General features: G+C 57.9%; 15 protein-coding genes and 1 pseudogene. 10 read left to right on the top strand and 6 right to left on the bottom strand.

What is annotated here, in order from left to right:
• The first annotated feature begins 18 nt into the window (after positions 1-18).
• A complete protein-coding gene (locus tag PVA48_RS02730) occupies positions 19-873 on the top strand; it encodes an acyltransferase family protein (RefSeq protein ID WP_102749524.1) in 855 nt (284 codons plus the stop codon).
• Positions 874-1288: 415 nt separating this feature from the next.
• Here the strand turns inward: PVA48_RS02730 and PVA48_RS02735 are convergent, their stop codons facing one another.
• The 3 genes from PVA48_RS02735 to PVA48_RS02745 form a co-directional block, all read right to left on the bottom strand.
• The gene (locus PVA48_RS02735) at positions 1289-1513 is read right to left on the bottom strand and encodes a translation initiation factor IF-1 (protein ID WP_022396293.1); all 225 of its coding nucleotides are present in this window, start codon (positions 1511-1513) and stop codon (positions 1289-1291) included.
• Positions 1514-1527: 14 nt separating this feature from the next.
• Positions 1528-3087: a hypothetical protein gene (locus tag PVA48_RS02740; RefSeq protein ID WP_102721012.1), complete on the bottom strand. Its 1560-nt coding sequence runs from the start codon at positions 3085-3087 to the stop codon at positions 1528-1530.
• A gap of 103 nt (positions 3088-3190) precedes the next feature.
• Positions 3191-4900 (bottom strand): sodium:calcium symporter, encoded by a 1710-nt coding sequence (locus tag PVA48_RS02745; protein WP_180971681.1) that lies wholly within the window; start codon positions 4898-4900, stop codon positions 3191-3193.
• Between the two features lie 135 nt (positions 4901-5035).
• Here PVA48_RS02745 and PVA48_RS02750 point away from each other — a divergent pair.
• The 6 genes and pseudogenes from PVA48_RS02750 (at position 5036) to PVA48_RS02775 (ending at position 9636) form a co-directional block, all read left to right on the top strand.
• Positions 5036-5658 (top strand): annotated as a pseudogene (locus PVA48_RS02750) (peroxiredoxin).
• 112 nt (positions 5659-5770) lie between these two features.
• Complete coding sequence (locus PVA48_RS02755) at positions 5771-6814, top strand: hypothetical protein (RefSeq protein ID WP_102721014.1); 1044 nt, start codon at positions 5771-5773, stop codon at positions 6812-6814.
• A gap of 144 nt (positions 6815-6958) precedes the next feature.
• A complete protein-coding gene (locus tag PVA48_RS02760) occupies positions 6959-7867 on the top strand; it encodes a mechanosensitive ion channel family protein (protein ID WP_102721015.1) in 909 nt (302 codons plus the stop codon).
• A gap of 66 nt (positions 7868-7933) precedes the next feature.
• Complete coding sequence (gene pyrH / locus PVA48_RS02765; protein WP_022396299.1) at positions 7934-8659, top strand: UMP kinase; 726 nt, start codon at positions 7934-7936, stop codon at positions 8657-8659.
• Positions 8660-8714: 55 nt separating this feature from the next.
• Positions 8715-9281, top strand: a complete 567-nt coding sequence (gene frr / locus PVA48_RS02770) for a ribosome recycling factor (RefSeq protein WP_022396300.1) — start codon at positions 8715-8717, stop codon at positions 9279-9281.
• A 34-nt stretch (positions 9282-9315) separates the two neighbouring features.
• On the top strand, positions 9316-9636 hold the full coding sequence (locus PVA48_RS02775; RefSeq protein ID WP_012420356.1) for a bactofilin family protein: 321 nt from the start codon (positions 9316-9318) through the stop codon (positions 9634-9636).
• 368 nt (positions 9637-10004) lie between these two features.
• Here the strand turns inward: PVA48_RS02775 and PVA48_RS02780 are convergent, their stop codons facing one another.
• On the bottom strand, positions 10005-12524 hold the full coding sequence (locus PVA48_RS02780; RefSeq protein ID WP_102721017.1) for a M16 family metallopeptidase: 2520 nt from the start codon (positions 12522-12524) through the stop codon (positions 10005-10007).
• Between the two features lie 236 nt (positions 12525-12760).
• On the opposite strand from PVA48_RS02780, the gene PVA48_RS02785 reads away from it, so the two are divergent.
• The 3 genes from PVA48_RS02785 to PVA48_RS02795 all read left to right on the top strand — a co-directional run bounded on the left by PVA48_RS02785 (position 12761) and on the right by PVA48_RS02795 (position 14624).
• The gene (locus tag PVA48_RS02785; protein ID WP_022396302.1) at positions 12761-13003 is read left to right on the top strand and encodes a hypothetical protein; all 243 of its coding nucleotides are present in this window, start codon (positions 12761-12763) and stop codon (positions 13001-13003) included.
• Positions 13004-13150: 147 nt separating this feature from the next.
• The gene (locus PVA48_RS02790; protein ID WP_022396303.1) at positions 13151-13630 is read left to right on the top strand and encodes a glycine zipper 2TM domain-containing protein; all 480 of its coding nucleotides are present in this window, start codon (positions 13151-13153) and stop codon (positions 13628-13630) included.
• A gap of 34 nt (positions 13631-13664) precedes the next feature.
• A complete protein-coding gene (locus PVA48_RS02795) occupies positions 13665-14624 on the top strand; it encodes an aldose epimerase family protein (RefSeq protein ID WP_022396304.1) in 960 nt (319 codons plus the stop codon).
• 96 nt (positions 14625-14720) lie between these two features.
• Here the strand turns inward: PVA48_RS02795 and PVA48_RS02800 are convergent, their stop codons facing one another.
• Together PVA48_RS02800 and pstB are read right to left on the bottom strand one after the other, a co-directional pair.
• On the bottom strand, positions 14721-15368 hold the full coding sequence (locus tag PVA48_RS02800) for a phosphate signaling complex PhoU family protein (protein WP_180970978.1): 648 nt from the start codon (positions 15366-15368) through the stop codon (positions 14721-14723).
• A 185-nt stretch (positions 15369-15553) separates the two neighbouring features.
• Positions 15554-16336, bottom strand: a complete 783-nt coding sequence (gene pstB / locus PVA48_RS02805; protein ID WP_102721019.1) for a phosphate ABC transporter ATP-binding protein PstB — start codon at positions 16334-16336, stop codon at positions 15554-15556.
• Positions 16337-16369 lie beyond the last annotated feature (33 nt).

Here is a 16369-nt window from a genome sequence, read left to right on the forward strand (position 1 = left end):
AACAAACCCGGACTCCCTTTGAAAACAATCAGTCACGCATGTAGCAACATCGCTGACAACCAATTCATTAATATACAGCAGATTAAATCTCACGGGCGTATTGTCTGGATTGACATTTGCCGGGTACTCACCATGCTGTGTATTATAGCATCCCATGCCAATGTATGGAACTATTTCAGCGATAATATAATAGGCGCTTGGTCCGTCTTCGTTTTCTTTTTCATTTCAGCCTTGTTTATTAAGCAGGACAGTAAAAAGGCGCTCAATTACAGCCGTTTTCTCAAACTGTTCATTCCTTATCTTCTCTGGTGCCTGATTGGAGCGTTGATCTACTTCAAATTCAATCTTCATGCCATCTATGCCAACATGGTTGCCGTTTTCGGCTGTAATATCTTCAACACCTTCCCCGCCTACGGAATACTGTGGTTCTTGAGGGAACTGCTGCTGTTAAGCCTTGTCAGCCCTCTGTTAAGTAAATTGAATGATGCGGCACTGTTGTTATTTACCGTCATTTTCCAAATTCTGGGGGCTGCCCCCGAATTAATTTACCATGCGGGTTTAGATGACATCCCCTTTTTATTTAAAGCACAGGGAGCGTACGGCATGTCCTGGTTCCTGCTTGGTATTTTTTGCGCGCGCAGGAAGCGCATTCATCCGTCTTCACGCATGGATTTGCGAGCACCTTGCCCTTGTTTCATCCTTGACGCTGGTAATGCTGCTGTGCGCCGCAGTTGGCAAATACGCCATGCAGGATGCCGGAGGCAGCCAGCATGTCGCCCTCATATTGATATCCGTCCAAAACATCTTCATGGTCATTTTCCCCATGGTATGCGCCATAGCCTGCACCCGGCTATCCCCGGAAACGGCTACTAAACTATCCAGCCTGGCGCCTTCCGTCTTTTTCGTCTATGTCTTCCACCCCATAGGCATTATGCTATTCTATCACAGCATACCCGCCAGCATTGAAAACAGCACGCTGCACTCCATCCTGAAATTCTTTGAACCAGTTCTTGTCTTTGCTGTTTCAGTCTTTGTATTCAACATCCTCAGACGCTTTAAAACGGTGGGAAAATGGATATGCCTTTCCACATGAAAATGCCATAACGGCTAAAAACAGAATAAAAATCCGGAGGGAGGGGCCACGGAGCCCGCATGGCAGAATCCATCCCGCAAATAAAATGGATCTGCACAAACGTACCCCTGCCGTGTGCCAAAAAGTCCACGTTCCCAAATATGAGGAGGGGAATGAAAACAGCTTGAAATATGCCGTTGGAACCTCAATCCCCCGTCATTCCGCCAGGCCGTCCACGCGGGCGCGGTCAAAATCCGCCGGGCAAATCGTCACGTTCACCCGGTCGCCCGGCTTGAGCACATCTCTTAACGGAGCGTTCTTTTTCTCCACAAAAGCCACAGTAGTCTTGCCGTTCGGCAGGGTGGCGCGGAAAGCCGTATCCGCGATGCGCTCCGCAATAACGGCCACTGCCTGCACCGTCTGGTAGGGATAAAGTTTCATCTGGAAAAATCAGGTTACAAATTCATCAATCCGTTCATCAGGTCGCTCCCGGTCTTGAGCCCCTTCTCTGCGGCGTCCTGAAGCTGGGGCATGACGGGAGCGGGAACCTGGTCTGCGGCCGGAATCCTGAACCCCCCGTTACCCTTTTCCGTGCCATCCTTCCCCCTGCCTTCCCCGGCCCCCTTGTTCAGCAGGCGCGACGCGACGTCCGCCACTTCCGCCACCTTGCCCATGCCGATCTCCGTCAGGCGGTCTCCCGCCGCCTTGATAAGCCGCGCGGACAAGTCTTCCGACGGGTTGTCCAGCGTGCCGCCAATGTTCACATTGGCCCACACCAGATTGCCTCCGGCTCCCTGGCGGGAAGCGGAAAACACGTCGGAAAAGCCCGGCAGGGCGCTCCACAGGCCGTCGGACCGCAGGCCCACCTGCAACCTTCCGTTAAGCTCGCCTCCTTTTCCGATTTCCAGCCAGCCTTCCACCCTCACCAGATTTTCGCTCTCCACCAGAATGTCGGAGACATGCCAGGCGGCTTCCTTATAGCGGAACTGGGCGGACGCCTTGTGCAGGGGGAGCTGGCGGAATCTGGAAGAACCGCAGAAGAGAGCCAGCCTGTCCAGGACGGGAAGCCCGGTCAGCATCCCGTCCTGCAATCTTACCAGCCCGGCCACATGCGTCACGCCGTCCCGGCCGCCGCGCAGGTCCACCCCGCCGCTCACACTGCCCTGGACATGCTTCTTCCAGTCATTTTCCAGGATGGAAGAGGCGGGAACGCTGTTCACCACCATATTCGCCGTCCAGGAGGAGGAAAGGCCGTCCCAGTCCCCCTTGATGTCCACATAGCCGCCGGCATCCGTGGTCAGGCGACAGGAGGGAACGTTCACCCGCCTGCTGGAATGGTTGAACTGCGCCGTGCCGGACATCAGGGAAAACTCCGGACAGCCCTTGAAGGGAAGGAGCAGCCTGCCCCCCTGCACGTCAAACTTGTACTGGCTGGACCCGGCATCATGGGTACTCTCCACACGGGTTCCGTTCAGGGCGTACAGCCTGCCGGGAACACCGTAGGAGACGGACAGGGAATCAATGCTCCCCTTTTCCAGGCGGAACGTATCCGGCAGGATATTCTTTTCCACCCAGCTCCTGGGTCCCTCTTCCTTTTCCCGGAAACGGAAGGGCGCCGGGGCCAGTTGAAGCTTCAGCTCCGCAATATTCACGGAGGTAATCACAAAGGCGCGCTTCAGCAAATCCCAGCGGCTGAACTCCGTTTCAATGTTTTTTGCCTGGAGGGAGGTTAAAAACTCATGCCCTTCCATCGTCACGCCGTCGCACCGGATGCCGGAACCGTCCCAGTCCAGCGGGGCTATCCTGGCGGCATCCACATTCATGTCGTCAACGGCGGACTGCCCCAGCATGGTTAAAAAATCGTCACTCTTCAAATAGGACCTGACATACAGGTAGGAGCCGGCTACCGCCGCCACAGCCAGCACCAGAGCCCCCAGCACGCCCCACAGCAGCAGCTTTTTCCAAATGCCTCCGGCACGGGGCTTTTTCCTGCGTATCCTCCTCATTCTGGACATGGTAACAGACTATATCAAATCCGGCGGCGGTCAAGCCTCCGGATTGGACCTCCGGCTGCCGCAAGCCACGGATAAACGGACATCCGCGCCGGTTTTCCCCCGCCTACCGCGGGCCGTGGTACACCTTGTGCCTTCCGGACGCCATGGTGATAAAGAGCAGGAACAGGGTGTAGGCCGCCAGAAAGCCCATCGGAATAACCGCGCCATGCTCCCCGCGTCCCAGCGCTTCAATGGGGGCGGCCTGCTTCACCCAGATGTTCTGGGCCAGCCAGGTCAGGAAAATCGCCAGCAGCAGCGTGGGCGTCACGAACTTCATGATGAAGCGGTAGATTCTGGGAATGCGGATGACGGAACCGTCTTCCAGATCCATCAGCCCCCGGTCCACTCCCAGCTTCCAGGAGAACAGAATCATCATCACCATGGCGCTTACAAAGAAACACAGGGTGCCCAGGAAGAAATCATACGTATCCATCGCCAGCAGGTTGCCGCTGTACCAGGCGACGATCAGCGTGCCCGTGGCCGTGAAAAAACCCTGCACCACCACGGCCATCTTGCGTTTCAACCCCATGAACTCTTCAATAAAGGACAGGCCCACCTGCATCATGGAAATGGAGCTGGTAACCGCCGCCACGGTCAGGAGCAGGAAAAACAGGCTGCCGAAGATCACGCTGGAGCCCATCTTGGCAAAGGCCTGCGGAAGCACCATGAACCCCAGCGCAAAAGTTCCCTGCCCGGCGGCTCCGGCCACCCCCAGGAACGCCACGGCGGCAGGCACCGTCATCATGCCGGCAATGCCCACCTCGCACACCTCGTTGGAGGCGGCCGCGGAAAGGCCGCTCAATGCGATGTCCTCCTTCTTCCTGACGTAGCTCGCATAAGTCAGGATCAGCCCCGTCCCTACGGAAAGGCTCAGGAACACCTGCCCGGCCGCCGCTATCCAAAGTTCAATGTTTTTCAGGCCGTCCCACAACGTCACCTCGGTCAGCCTGCGGGTTCCGCCGGACATTTCCACCTGCCGCACGGCTTCATCCATGGCCCCCCGGTGGGAGGCGGACACCATGGAAACCGTCTTCCACTCCCCGCTGTCCCGGTCCTGCTCCTCCACCAACACCTTGCTGGGATTCCACATATACCCCAGCCCCTGCTCAATGCTGCGGTCCGGATAGGATGGGTCCGGCGTGCCGATGCACAAAATGCGCACCAGCAGCACCAGGGAAATCAGCAGGAGTATCGGCATGAACCAGCGTGAAAACATCTCGATTCCCTTGCTGATGCCCCGGTAAATGATTCCCAGGTTCAGCAGGATGACCCCGCCGACGATCCAGAGCAGCCCGTTGTCGGACAGCAGGGCGCTCCCGTCCCCGTACATCCCCGTGAAACTGAAAAAGGTCTGCGCCGTTCCCTCAGCCGTGGCAAATACCTCCGGCTGGGTCAGCATCTTCCAGAAATAGCCGCAGCACCACGCCTCCACCACCATGTAGTAAAAGGCCACGGAGGAAGGGCCCAGAACCGCGAGCACCCCCAGGAACTTCCACAGCCTGGACCCCTTGGTCAGGTACCAGAATACGCCGGGGGCGCAGTGGGCTCCCATCTGGCCGCCGCGCCGCCCGATGGACCACTCCGCCCATGCCACGGGCACGCCCACCAGCACCAGCATGAGACCGTACGCCACCATGAAGGCGCCCCCGCCGTACTGGGCCGCCAGCCCCGGAAAACGCAGAAAGTTGCCCAGCCCCACGGCGCTCCCGGCCACAGCAAGAATCACGCCAATTTTGCCGGACCACTCGTCTTGTTGCGCCTTTGAGGATGACATGCAGGCAATACTGACAAAAAAAGCTTCATTTTCAAGAGAAAACAGGCCCTTTTGCCACAGAGAAGGCATCATTGCCACTTGACTTTCGTTCGTTTTTTGGAATCATTCTTTTAGAACCAAACCAAAAAACCGACCATGCTCCTCATAGGAAAACCGGCACCTCATTTCAGTGCAAACGCAGTTGTAAACGGTACCATCGTACCGGATTTCAGTCTTGACCAGTTCAAAGGCAAAAAGTACGTGATCCTGTTCTTCTACCCGAAGGACTTCACGTTTGTGTGCCCCACTGAATTGATCGGCTTCCAGGAAGCCCTGGGCGAATTCGACAAGCGTGACGTAGCCGTCGTAGGCTGCTCCACGGACAGCGAATTCTCCCACTGGGCCTGGGTGAACACCCCCCGTGACCAGGGCGGCATCCAGGGCGTGAGCTACCCCATCGTTTCCGACATCAACAAGACCATTTCCGCCGACTACGGCGTTCTGGCCGGAGACGAGGAAATTGACGAAGACGGCAACGTGGAAGTCAACGGGGAACTGATCGCCTACCGCGGCCTCTTCCTGATTGACAAGGACGGCATCGTCCGCCACCAGCTCATCAACGACTTCCCGCTGGGACGCTCCATTGATGAAGCCATCCGCGTGGTAGACGCCCTCCAGCACTTCGAACTGTACGGAGAAGTCTGCCCCTTGGCTGGCACAAGGGTGAAGCGGCCATGACCCCGTCCCACGAAGGCGTGGCCTCCTACCTCAGCAAGTAAGCTGCCCCGACAATATTTCAAGGCCGTTCCCTTTTCCGGGAACGGCCTTTTTGCCGCTTTTCTCTAACATATAAGTATTGACAACGGATCCTTCCGTTCTAATTTACCCGGAATGAACTACTTCATGCCGGCTTTCCTGTTGATTTCTGCCCTTGCAGGCTCCGTCTGGGCCGCAAATGCCCAAGCGCCTGAAAACATCAGGGACCTTGAAACAGCCTATCAAAAATTCTGCACCAGGCGCGGGGAAGCTCTTCTTCCCGCATTTTCAAAAAAACTTCTCGCCCTCCAGCAGCAGGCGGTCAATCAATCCGACTTTGAAAAAGCCAAACAGATACAATCCGTTCTTCAAAACATCAAAAAAGATATTCTCTCTCCGCCTTCTTCCAACACCATCGACCCGTTCTTCATAGGAAAGGCGTGGAAAAAGAACGGGGACAGCAACGAATTCACGCAGTTTCTGGATGCCGGACTGAGGCGGTTCTCAAAAGACATTAAACAAACAGCATTCCAGCCCCAGGACCAGTGGGCGGACCCCGGAAAATCCTCCCGGGAAATAGTGGTCTTCACCGGGGAGCCCCTGCGCATCTGGGTTAAAAAAGACGACTCCACCATCATTCAGATTTACAAGGACTCCAGTACTGACTGGCTCACCCTGCAAGACGGCAGGCAAAACATCATCAAATCACCGGAGCCGGGATTGAACAACCTGCATCAGGAATTCCTGACGGAATACTCCAAGGCGTGCCAGCCGTTAACCCGGAAATATCTGGCCGCCGTGGAAAAAAGGCAGAAGCAGCTGGCCCAGCAGGGAAGCATGGAGGAAGCGATCGCCATCCACAATTACATGAAGCCATTCAATTCCGAGGGCAGACCGGTGGACCAGCTGTTAAACGGAATCTGGAAGAACCAGGCGGGAGAGCTGTATGACTTTTCCAATAAATCAAAAGCGGCCAAGAAAGGCCCGGACGGTTCCCTGAAATTTTATCTGGTTTATACGTCCGCCAGTCCTGCAGGGGAATGGAAAATGGCTCGTGTGGACCGGGGGACGGAAAAGGGCATGGAAGTCATTTTCTTTTCCGCCGGAGGAAAAGTGTACCTCATTCCGAACAGGCCCTCCCGCTTTTTCTCTATCTTGACGCGCGTATCCGGTACCTGACGGCCCTTTAAGGCGCACATTCCCGGCTATCCCCCCTCCCCGGCCGCGGCCTCTCCCTTTCCGGAAATGCCGGAACTGTCATAAATCAGGAGGAATACGCGCACGCCCCTTGAGCCGCACAGGGGTGTTTGCTACATCCTTGGCATGAATATGGATTTCATGGCAGCCGCATCCTCCAGGGAAGATATCTGGACAAGAACCATGGATTTTCTGAACATGCCGGACTGGCTCAAGCTGGAGATGGTGCAGTCCGTGGGCGCCAAAATCCTGCATGTGGTGATATGGCTGGTGGTCAGCTGGATTCTCCTGAAGCTGCTCTGCCAGGTGCTCCGGAAAATCACCGCCCTGAAAATGTCCCCCCAGGCGTCCCGCCTGACCGTTAAAATAGTCAAGGAGGCAGGCTACATCATCATCGGCGTGGAAGCCTTCGCCCTGATGGGGTTCGACATCCTCACCCTGCTGGGCGCGGCCAGCATCATCGGCGTGGCGGTCGGCTTCGCCTCCCAGACCTCCCTGTCCAACATCATCAGCGGCCTCTTCCTGGTGGGGGAAAAGCAAATCAACCTGGGGGACATGATTGAAGTGGGCGGCATCACCGGCAATGTGGACTCCATCAACCTCATGTCCGTCCAGCTCCGGCTGCCGAACAACACCATGGTCCGCATACCCAATGAAATGATCATCAAAAACCCGGTGAGCAACATCACCCGCTTTTCCACGCGCCGCTGTGACCTGGACCTGGGCGTGGACTACAATTGCGACATTGAACACGTCGTGAGCATATTGCAGGAAGTGGTCAAACAGAACAAGCTCTGCCTGGACGACCCGGCTCCCGTCATCATGTTCACCGGATTCCAGGATTCCTCCCTGGGATTCAAAATCGGCGCCTGGTGCCTGAAGGACAACTTTCTGGACTGCCAGAAAACGCTTGCCCACGACATCAAGCACCGCTTTGCGGCAGAGGGCATTTCCTTCCCCTTCCCCACCCGCAGTCTGGAGAGCAGAAGCCCCATCCAGGTGGAAATCTCCGGCACGGCGGAGAAAAATCAGTAGGTGCTCTCTTTTTGCTTTCTTTTTGCCCCGTGAAATTTCAATCTTGTCTGCGTAAAATCCGCATCTATGTCTGACACATCCGCACCCGCCTATCAAAGAATCCTCCTGAAACTCAGCGGAGAAGCCCTGCGCAGCCCCGGCAGCATGGACAACATTTCCCCGGAAATCGTCGCCCGCATTGCTGAAGAAATCGCCCAGGCGCACCGCGCCGGCGTGCAGATCGGCCTGGTCGTGGGCGGCGGCAACTTCTGGCGCGGGGCTAAAGCCAGCGTGCGCGGCATGGACCGCGCCACGGCGGACTACGTAGGCATGCTCGCCACGGTGATGAACGCCCTGGCTCTCCAAAGCGCGCTGGAACGCGCGGGAGTCCCCTGCGTGGTGCAGTCTGCCATTGAAATGAAAAACGTGGCGGAATCCTTCATCCGCCTGAAAGCCCGCACCTACCTGGACAACAATAAAATCGTCATCTTCGCCGCCGGCACCGGCAATCCGTTCTTTTCCACAGACACTACGGCGGCCCTGCGCGCCAGCGAGATCAATGCGGAAGTGGTCATGAAGGCCACCTCCGTGGACGGCGTTTATGATGCGGACCCCAAGAAGGTTTCCGACGCCAAGCGCTTTGACGCCATTTCCTACCAGGAATGCCTGGAACGCCAGCTCAAGGTGATGGACTCCACGGCCTTCACCCTGTGCATGGACAACAAGAAGCCCATCATCGTATTCGACATGCACACGCCGGGCAACATCACGCGCGCCCTGCTCGGGGAACCCATCGGCACCACCATCAGCTGAACTCCGCACGCCCCTTTTTCCAACCTACAAAAAACACTTAGCACCCACCACAATCATGGACGCAGAAACATTAATATTGGAAACGGAGGAATCCATGCTCAAGGCCGTGGACTTCGCCAAACAGGAATTCTCCGGCGTACGCACGGGAAAAGCCTCCCCCGGCCTCGTTGAAAACCTGGACGTGCACGTCTCCAGCTACGGCTCCGTCATGAAGCTGAAGGGCCTGGCCGTCATCAGCACGCCGGAACCCCGCCTCATCCTCATCCAGCCCTTTGACCCGAGCACCGTCCATGACATCGGCCGCGCCATCAATGAAAGCAAGTTGAACCTCAACCCGCTGGTGGAAGGCCGCTCCATCCGCCTGCCCATTCCCGCCCTCACGGAAGAACGCCGCAAGGACCTCGTGAAGCTTGTCAAATCCCAGGCGGAAGAAGCCCGCGTGCGCGTACGCGGCGCCCGCAAGGCCGGCATGGACTCCGCCAAAAAGCTCAAGGCGGACAACATCGTCACGGAAGACGGCCAGCGCGATCTGGAAACGCAGATCCAGAAGCTCACGGACAAGTACGTGAAGGACATTGACGAGCTGGTGGCCGTCAAGGAAAAGGACATCATGACCATCTGAGCCAGAACCATCCATCCCCAACCATTTTACGACAATGACAGACAACGTAACAAACTTCCTCGCCTCCGGCATTGAAATCAAGGGAACCATCCGTTTCCAGAACGACATGCACATCGACGGCAAAATCGAAGGTGAAATCATTTCCGACAAGGGAAAAGTCACCATCGGAGAAACCGCCCAGATCAAGGGCGACATCACCGCCGGAGACGTGCGCATCTACGGCAACGTAGAAGGCAAGGTCACCTCCGACCGCTGCGAACTCAAGCAGCAGGCCCGCGTCGTCGGGGACATGAAGACCCGCAGCCTCGCCATGGAAGAAGGCGCCCACCTGCTGGGCCGCACGGAAATCGGTTAAAACCGCGAACCTCATTTTTTCATCAAGCCGTTCCTTCCTGCGCGAGGGAACGGCTTTTTTACGCCCGGTGGCAGGGCAGCCCGGCAGAAAAAGAGGAATACTCCGCTTGAAAAACCGGTAAAGACGGAAAACTCCCATCCGGGAGCGGAAGGCTCCCGCCTTTCGCATTTACGTCCGTCCGAAGCAAAGCTGGGCTTTCTTCCCTTTCTCCCGCAGCCGCACTTGATGAGGACCGGAAGGCCCTCATTCCCGGGCGGAACGCCGATTCCCACTTTTGCGGCAGGCAGGCCAGGCCCCCGGTGGAACCTGGCCGCCAACAGGGCAAAAAACGGGAGGTGGAGCAAAAGCCGCTCCGTTATCCCGCTTCCTCAGGAAAGGGGCGGACGCACGATGGACCAGGAACGCGGCTGCGCGGGGTCCAGCACCTTCTTGATAAAGGCGTTCACCTGGTCCAGCTCCATGTTCCTGATGGCGACTGTCTGCCGTTCAAACGCATCCAGGGGCAGCCCGAACAGGATATCCAGAGCCAGCATCTGGCACAGGGCTCCGTTGGACTGCATGGCCAGCAGGCGGGAGGAAAGGGCGGACGCCTTGGTGCGTTCCAGCTCCTCTTCCGTCATGCCGCGCTCATGAATCATCTCCAGAGTCTTTTCCAGCCGCCGCCCGGCTTCCTCCAGTTGTTCCGGAGAGGTGCCCAGGTAGAAGCAGATGCCTCCGGCGTCCATGCCGATGAACAGGGAGGAGCTGGCATAGTAGGCCAGCCCGGCTTCCTCCCGGATGTTGGTGAAAACGGGACCGGCCATGTCACTGCACCAGGCCTGGAACAGCAGCGCCTGCGCCATTTCCGGGGAAGCCACGTCCACGCACGGCATTCCCACCACCAGCACGGCTTGCTGCTTGTCCAGCACGGACACCTCCCGGCCAGCGCGCAGCGCGGGCGTGGGAGTCAGGACCGGCGGCATTCCGGCCCTCATTCCGCCAAGACGCTTTTCCAGAAGAGGGAGAACCTCCTCCTTCCTGACATCTCCGGAAATGCATATCACGGCATTGGAGGCGCAGATGATGCGTTCATACTGTTCCTTCACGTCCCGCACTGTCAGTGAAGAAAGGCTCTCCGGCGTGCCGGACGGGGAATTCCCGTAGGAAACATGGCCGTAGGCCACCTTCCGTTCCTGCCGGAACGCCACGGAAAGCGGATCTTCCAAATCCTCCTCCGCATCTGCCACAAAGGACTCCTTCTCCCGGAGGAAGGCGTCCTCCGGGAAGGAGGGATTCATCACCACATCCGCCATCAGCTCCAGTCCGGAATCCAGGTCTTCCGCCAGAATCTGGCAGCCCACGCTCAGGGAATTGTTGCCTGTGGAGGTATTGATGGCCCCTCCGATGTCCTCCAGAAAACGCGCTATGTCCCCTGCAGAACGCGTGGCGGTCCCTTTCAGCAGGCATTCGGACATCAAATCCGTCACCCCGGCGTCATGTTCATTCTCCGCACGGCAGCCGGCCTTGAAGGCCAGGCAGGCATAGGCCAGCGGAAGGCGGTGGTCCTCACGAATCACCACCTTCATGCCGTTGCCAAGCACATGCTCGCTCAGGGCCGTTTCCGTCCCGGCGGCGGAACCGTCTTCCTCCGCGGCGTTGCTGCCCACGGGATCCAGGCTGACTTCCGTCACATTCGGGGAGGACAGCCAGGTGGAGCACACGCGGTGCAGGTCTTCCGTGGTCACCCGTTCAATGGCTTCCTGCCATTCTGAAGACAGGTTCAAATTGCGCGCCCCGAACCAGTCCGCCCCCATTTCCGAGGCCACTCCGGCGGCGGAACTCCTGCGGCGCAGGCGGCTGACCCGCGTCTGCTTGCAAACTCTCTTCAAATCCTCCGTAAAATCCTCCTGTGCCAGATTCCGCAGTTCCTGGAGCACCAGGTCCCGCACCTTGTCACGCTGGGCGCGGTCCACGTCAATGCTGATGGTGAACGCCCCTTCGTCAGTCTCGGACTGGTTGGAATGCACCTCAATGCTGTACACCAGCCCCAGGCGGTCGTGGAACTTTTCATAAAAACGCGCGGAACGGCCCCCGCCCAGGATGCTGGCCAGGGCGGAAAGAGCCGGCGTATCCGGATGGCCTGAACAGGGCAGGCGCCAGGCAAGGTTCAGTTTGGAATAAGGCACGGCAAATTCCTTGCGCACCCTGCGGGAACCGAACTGGTGCGGTTCATGGGGAATAAGCTCCCGGTTCAGGGGGCGGGACTTTAAATCCTCCACCAGCAGTTCCAGATGGGAAAAAATCTCCGCGGCATCCACATCTCCCGCGATGGAAAGCACCACATTGTTCGGAACATAGCGGCTGGCATGGTAATCCAGCACGTCCTGGCGCGTCAGGCAGTCAAACGCGGCGGGTTCCCCCAGCACGGGCCAGCGGCGCGGATGCTTGAGATACAATGTCTGCATCAGAAGCTGGTAAGCCACGGAATCGGGATCGTCCGCGTACATGGCCATCTCCCGGCGCACCACCCCCTTCTCCCGCTCCAGTTCATCCTCCGGGAACGTGGGGAAAAACACCAGCTCCGTCAGAAGGTTCAGGAAAATCTGCCAGGAATCCGCAGGGCCGTCTATATAATACACAGTGCGGTTCACGCTGGTATAGGCATTCCAGTGGCCGCCGCGTTCCTGGACCTTGCGGGCCAGGTCCTGCCCGGAATAATGCTCCGTTCCCTTGAACACCAGGTGTTCCAGCAAATGGGAAAGGCCGCTCCCCTGCCAGTGGCCCTCATTCATGGACCCGGTGCCCACCCAGTACTGAAGGGACACTACGGGATGGGACTTGTCCTCCTTGATCAAAACCGTCAAACCGTTTCCGAAACGGCGCGTCACAGGCTCCTTGGCTGAACTCATGTTTCTTAGCGTGCCTTAAGACGGCAGGCCATGCAAGCCGCCGCTCCGTCCACGCCGCGGCACTGTCAGACTTACCCCGGTTTTAAAAAACGCAGTTGAATCGAAAACCTTCCTAAAAAAAACATGCTGACTGCACATTTTTTTGAACAAATCTTAAACTCTGTTACTCTATCAGTCGTAGAACGGCAGATTATGTGCCGTTTATCATCAACAACACCAACCTCACACATCATCATATGAAAAAGATCCTCGCTGTAGCAGCCTTTGCTTTCGCATTCAGTGTCAACGGTTACGCCCAGGAAGCCGCCGCTCCGGCCGATTCCTCCGCCCCCGCTGCTCAGAAGTGCTGCAAGAAAGACAAAAAGTGCGACAAGAAATGCGACAAGGAAGGCAAGTGCGGCAAAAAATGCGACAAGCCCTGCAGCAAAGGTGAAAAGCCCTGCGACTGCTCCAAAAAGGAAGAAGCTCCCAAGGCCTAACCTCACGGAAACCATCACAATGAACGCGAACCCTTGCCGAACCCTTTCGGCAAGGATTTTCTCCACCGGGTGGGCGTAAAACCGTCCGTCCCGTTGACCATGAAATTACTTGATTTGAACCTTCAACCCATTTTATAAATTGTCATCATGAAAACGACTTCCATTCTTACCATCGGCTGTGCGGCCATCGCGCTGTCCATCACCTCCTGCACCAACTTCGGTTCCCCGAACGCCTACAACCTGAACGAAATCGGCGGCGCACAGGAAACCTATACCGGTACGGTCACCAGTGTGGAAAACGTCAAAATCCAGGCCAATAACGCCAATACCGGCACCGGCATCGGTGCAGTGGCGGGCGGCCTGACCGGCGCCATGTTCGGCGGCGGCAACGCCAAGTACGCCACGGCAGCGGGCGGCGCCATTCTGGGCGGCATCGCCGGCAACCAGATTGACAAGGCCGTGAACAACACGACCGGGGAACGCATCACCGTGCGCCTGGACCAGAAAAGGAACGGCACCCGCAACTACACGGTCGTGCAGGTCGCCAGCAGGAACAACCCGATCCAGGTCGGACAGCGCGTGCGCGTGATCATCGGCAACAACGGTTCCCGCGTGCTGGCCTACTAATTGGCCCTCCTTCACTGACCAGCTACATACCGGCATGATCTTCGGCACCTTACCCGGCGGCGCTCCAGTAGAACTGTTTGAACTGTCTTCCGACAAGCTGACGGTACGCATCAGCAACTACGGGGGGCGCATCATCTCCGTCGTCAAGGACGGCATGGACATGATCGTAGGGCCCAAGCACTTTGAAGACATGCTGAAAGACACCTGTTATTGCGGTGCGATTTGCGGCCGTGTCGCGAATCGCATCGCAAAAGGCAGGTTCTCCATTGACGGAGACTCCCATTCCGTGGCCGTCAACAACGGCCCCAACCACCTGCACGGAGGCGTGCAGGGCTTCGACAGCAAAATCTGGCAGGTGCAGGAAGCCACGCGCAACACGCTGGTGCTTACCCTGCACTCCGCAGACGGGGAGGAAAACTATCCCGGCAATCTGGAAGTGGTAGCCACCTATACCGTGGTGGAAGAAACCCTCCACCTCCGGCTGGAAGCGTACGCGGACGCGGCCACCATCGTCAACCTCACCAACCACGCCTACTGGAACCTTTCCGGCAAGCCCACCATTGACTCCATGACGCTGGAGGTGCGGGCTTCCGCCTACACCCCGGTGGACGCCACCAACATTCCGGACGGCCGCATCCTTCCCGTGGAAGGAACGGACTTTGACCTGCGGAAGGCAGCCCTGCTGGGAGAACGCAACTCCGCCGCCCATCCGGACACCGCCGCCGGACTGGACCACAACTACGTGCTGGATTCCGAACCCGGCGACAAAATCGCCGCCATCCTTCTGGACCCGGAATCCCGCCACCGCCTGATCGTGGCGACGGACGCGCCCGGCCTCCAGGTGTATACCGGGGAATACCTGCCCCAGGCGCGCCAGGGAATCGCGCTGGAAGCCCAGGGCTTCCCCAATGCCGTCAACACGCCCCACTTCCCCAGCGTCATCCTGCGTCCCGGCCAGTCAGCCACGCGCAATATCACCTGGACCGTCAGGTAAAAGGCATATCCGCAGTCCCCTGCGCGGGAAAGGCAGGAAATGTTCCGGCGCGCCAAACTCCGGAACCCCGTCTTTCAGCTTTTCAGGCGTGCGCTGTCAAGACGCCGCATAAAGGGCTTCCGCCACCACCTTTTGCAGGCCTTCCGCCATGCGTTCCATGGAACGGCCCACAAAAATCAGGTCCGCCACGGAAATCAGATTGTCCTGATACTGTTCCGGCAGGCGCGTGAACGTATCCGTCATGGCCGCCGCATGCTCCGCCAGCGTCTCCAGCGCGGGAACCAGCTCCGCCAGAGCCTTCCCGTCCCAGGAGGAGACGGCCTTGTTCACCGCTCTGAACTGCTCCGCCATCTCCCGGTAAACGGGGTCCGCCTGGGCAGCCTCCCGGATGCGGGGGCGCTTGTTAAGCTTGTTGGCCCTCTTGGCAATCGTCACGGCCTCATCCCCGATCCGTTCATACATGGAAGACATGCGTATGGAAGCCAGCACCACCTTGAGATCGGAGGCTACGGGACTGAAAAAAGCCAGCAGATGCAGGCCTTCCCGGTCCACCGTCATTTCCAGCTCATCCAGCTCCTCATCCTCCGCAATGGCCTGGTTGGAGGCGGATTCATTCTGCTGCAGCAGCCCGGCGGCAGCCAGGTCAAGGGCGCTCTGCGCCTTGTAGGCCATCTGGAGCAAATGCGTATTCAGGGAGGAAAGGGCGGCGTCAAACTCCCTCAGGGTGTGCGCGTCGTGATTCATGATTAGGAATATTGGCTTGATGACTGGCGGCGCTTTTGCCGGCATGGTAAAAAATGTGCTGGCGGCGCAGGCTGTTCCTTTTGGCGGAGGATGCGGCCAGCCTCCGTACAACGCCGGAGGAAAGGGAAAAATGCCCGGCTCCCTTTCTGGAAGTAAACTTTGAAAAAACCATAAACAACTCTCTGTTAACTGAATCTTCCCGTGATATAATCCTCCGTTTCTTTCATGGAAGGATTGGAAAAAATCTTCTCCGTGGAATCAAACTCCACCAGCCTTCCCAGCATGAAAAAACCGGTCAGGTCGGAAACGCGGGTGGCCTGCTGCATGTTGTGGGTAACTACGATGATGGTGAACTCCTCCTTGAGCCGGTGCATCAGCTCTTCCACCCGTACCGTGGCAATGGGGTCCAGGGCGGAACAAGGTTCGTCCATCAGCAGGATGCGAGGCTTCACGGCAATGGAACGGGCGATGCACAGGCGCTGCTGCTGTCCCCCGGAAAGGCCGTTGGCGGAAGCATGCAGGCGGTCCTTCACTTCATCCCATAAGGCGGCATGCCTCAGGCTTTCCTCCACCGCTTCATCCAGAATGCCGCGGTTCCTTACCCCCGCCAGCTTCAATCCGTAGGAAACGTTCTCATAAATGGTCATCGGGAAGGGATTGGACTTCTGGAAAACCATCCCCACCTCCCGGCGCAAATGGATGGGGTCCAGGGACGGGGAAGTCACGTCCACCCCGTCAATGCGGATGGAGCCGCCCGTGACGCGGGCCTCCGGAATGCGGTCATTCATCCGGTTGATGCAGCGCAGCAGCGTGGACTTTCCACATCCGGAAGGGCCGATGAACGCCGTCACCCGGTTCCTGGGAACCTTCATGGTGACATGGAACAGGGATTGCTTGCTCCCATAACAAAAATCCAGGGAATCCACCTCTACGGCGGTCTGGTCGGCGGCGGCTGGATGCGGAGTCATGTTCGGTCAAATGGCGCGTCCTGCGCCGTTGAC

The organism is Akkermansia sp. JRP_AM1 (genome assembly GCF_049262625.1).
In the GTDB taxonomy this organism is placed as follows: domain Bacteria; phylum Verrucomicrobiota; class Verrucomicrobiia; order Verrucomicrobiales; family Akkermansiaceae; genus Akkermansia; species Akkermansia massiliensis.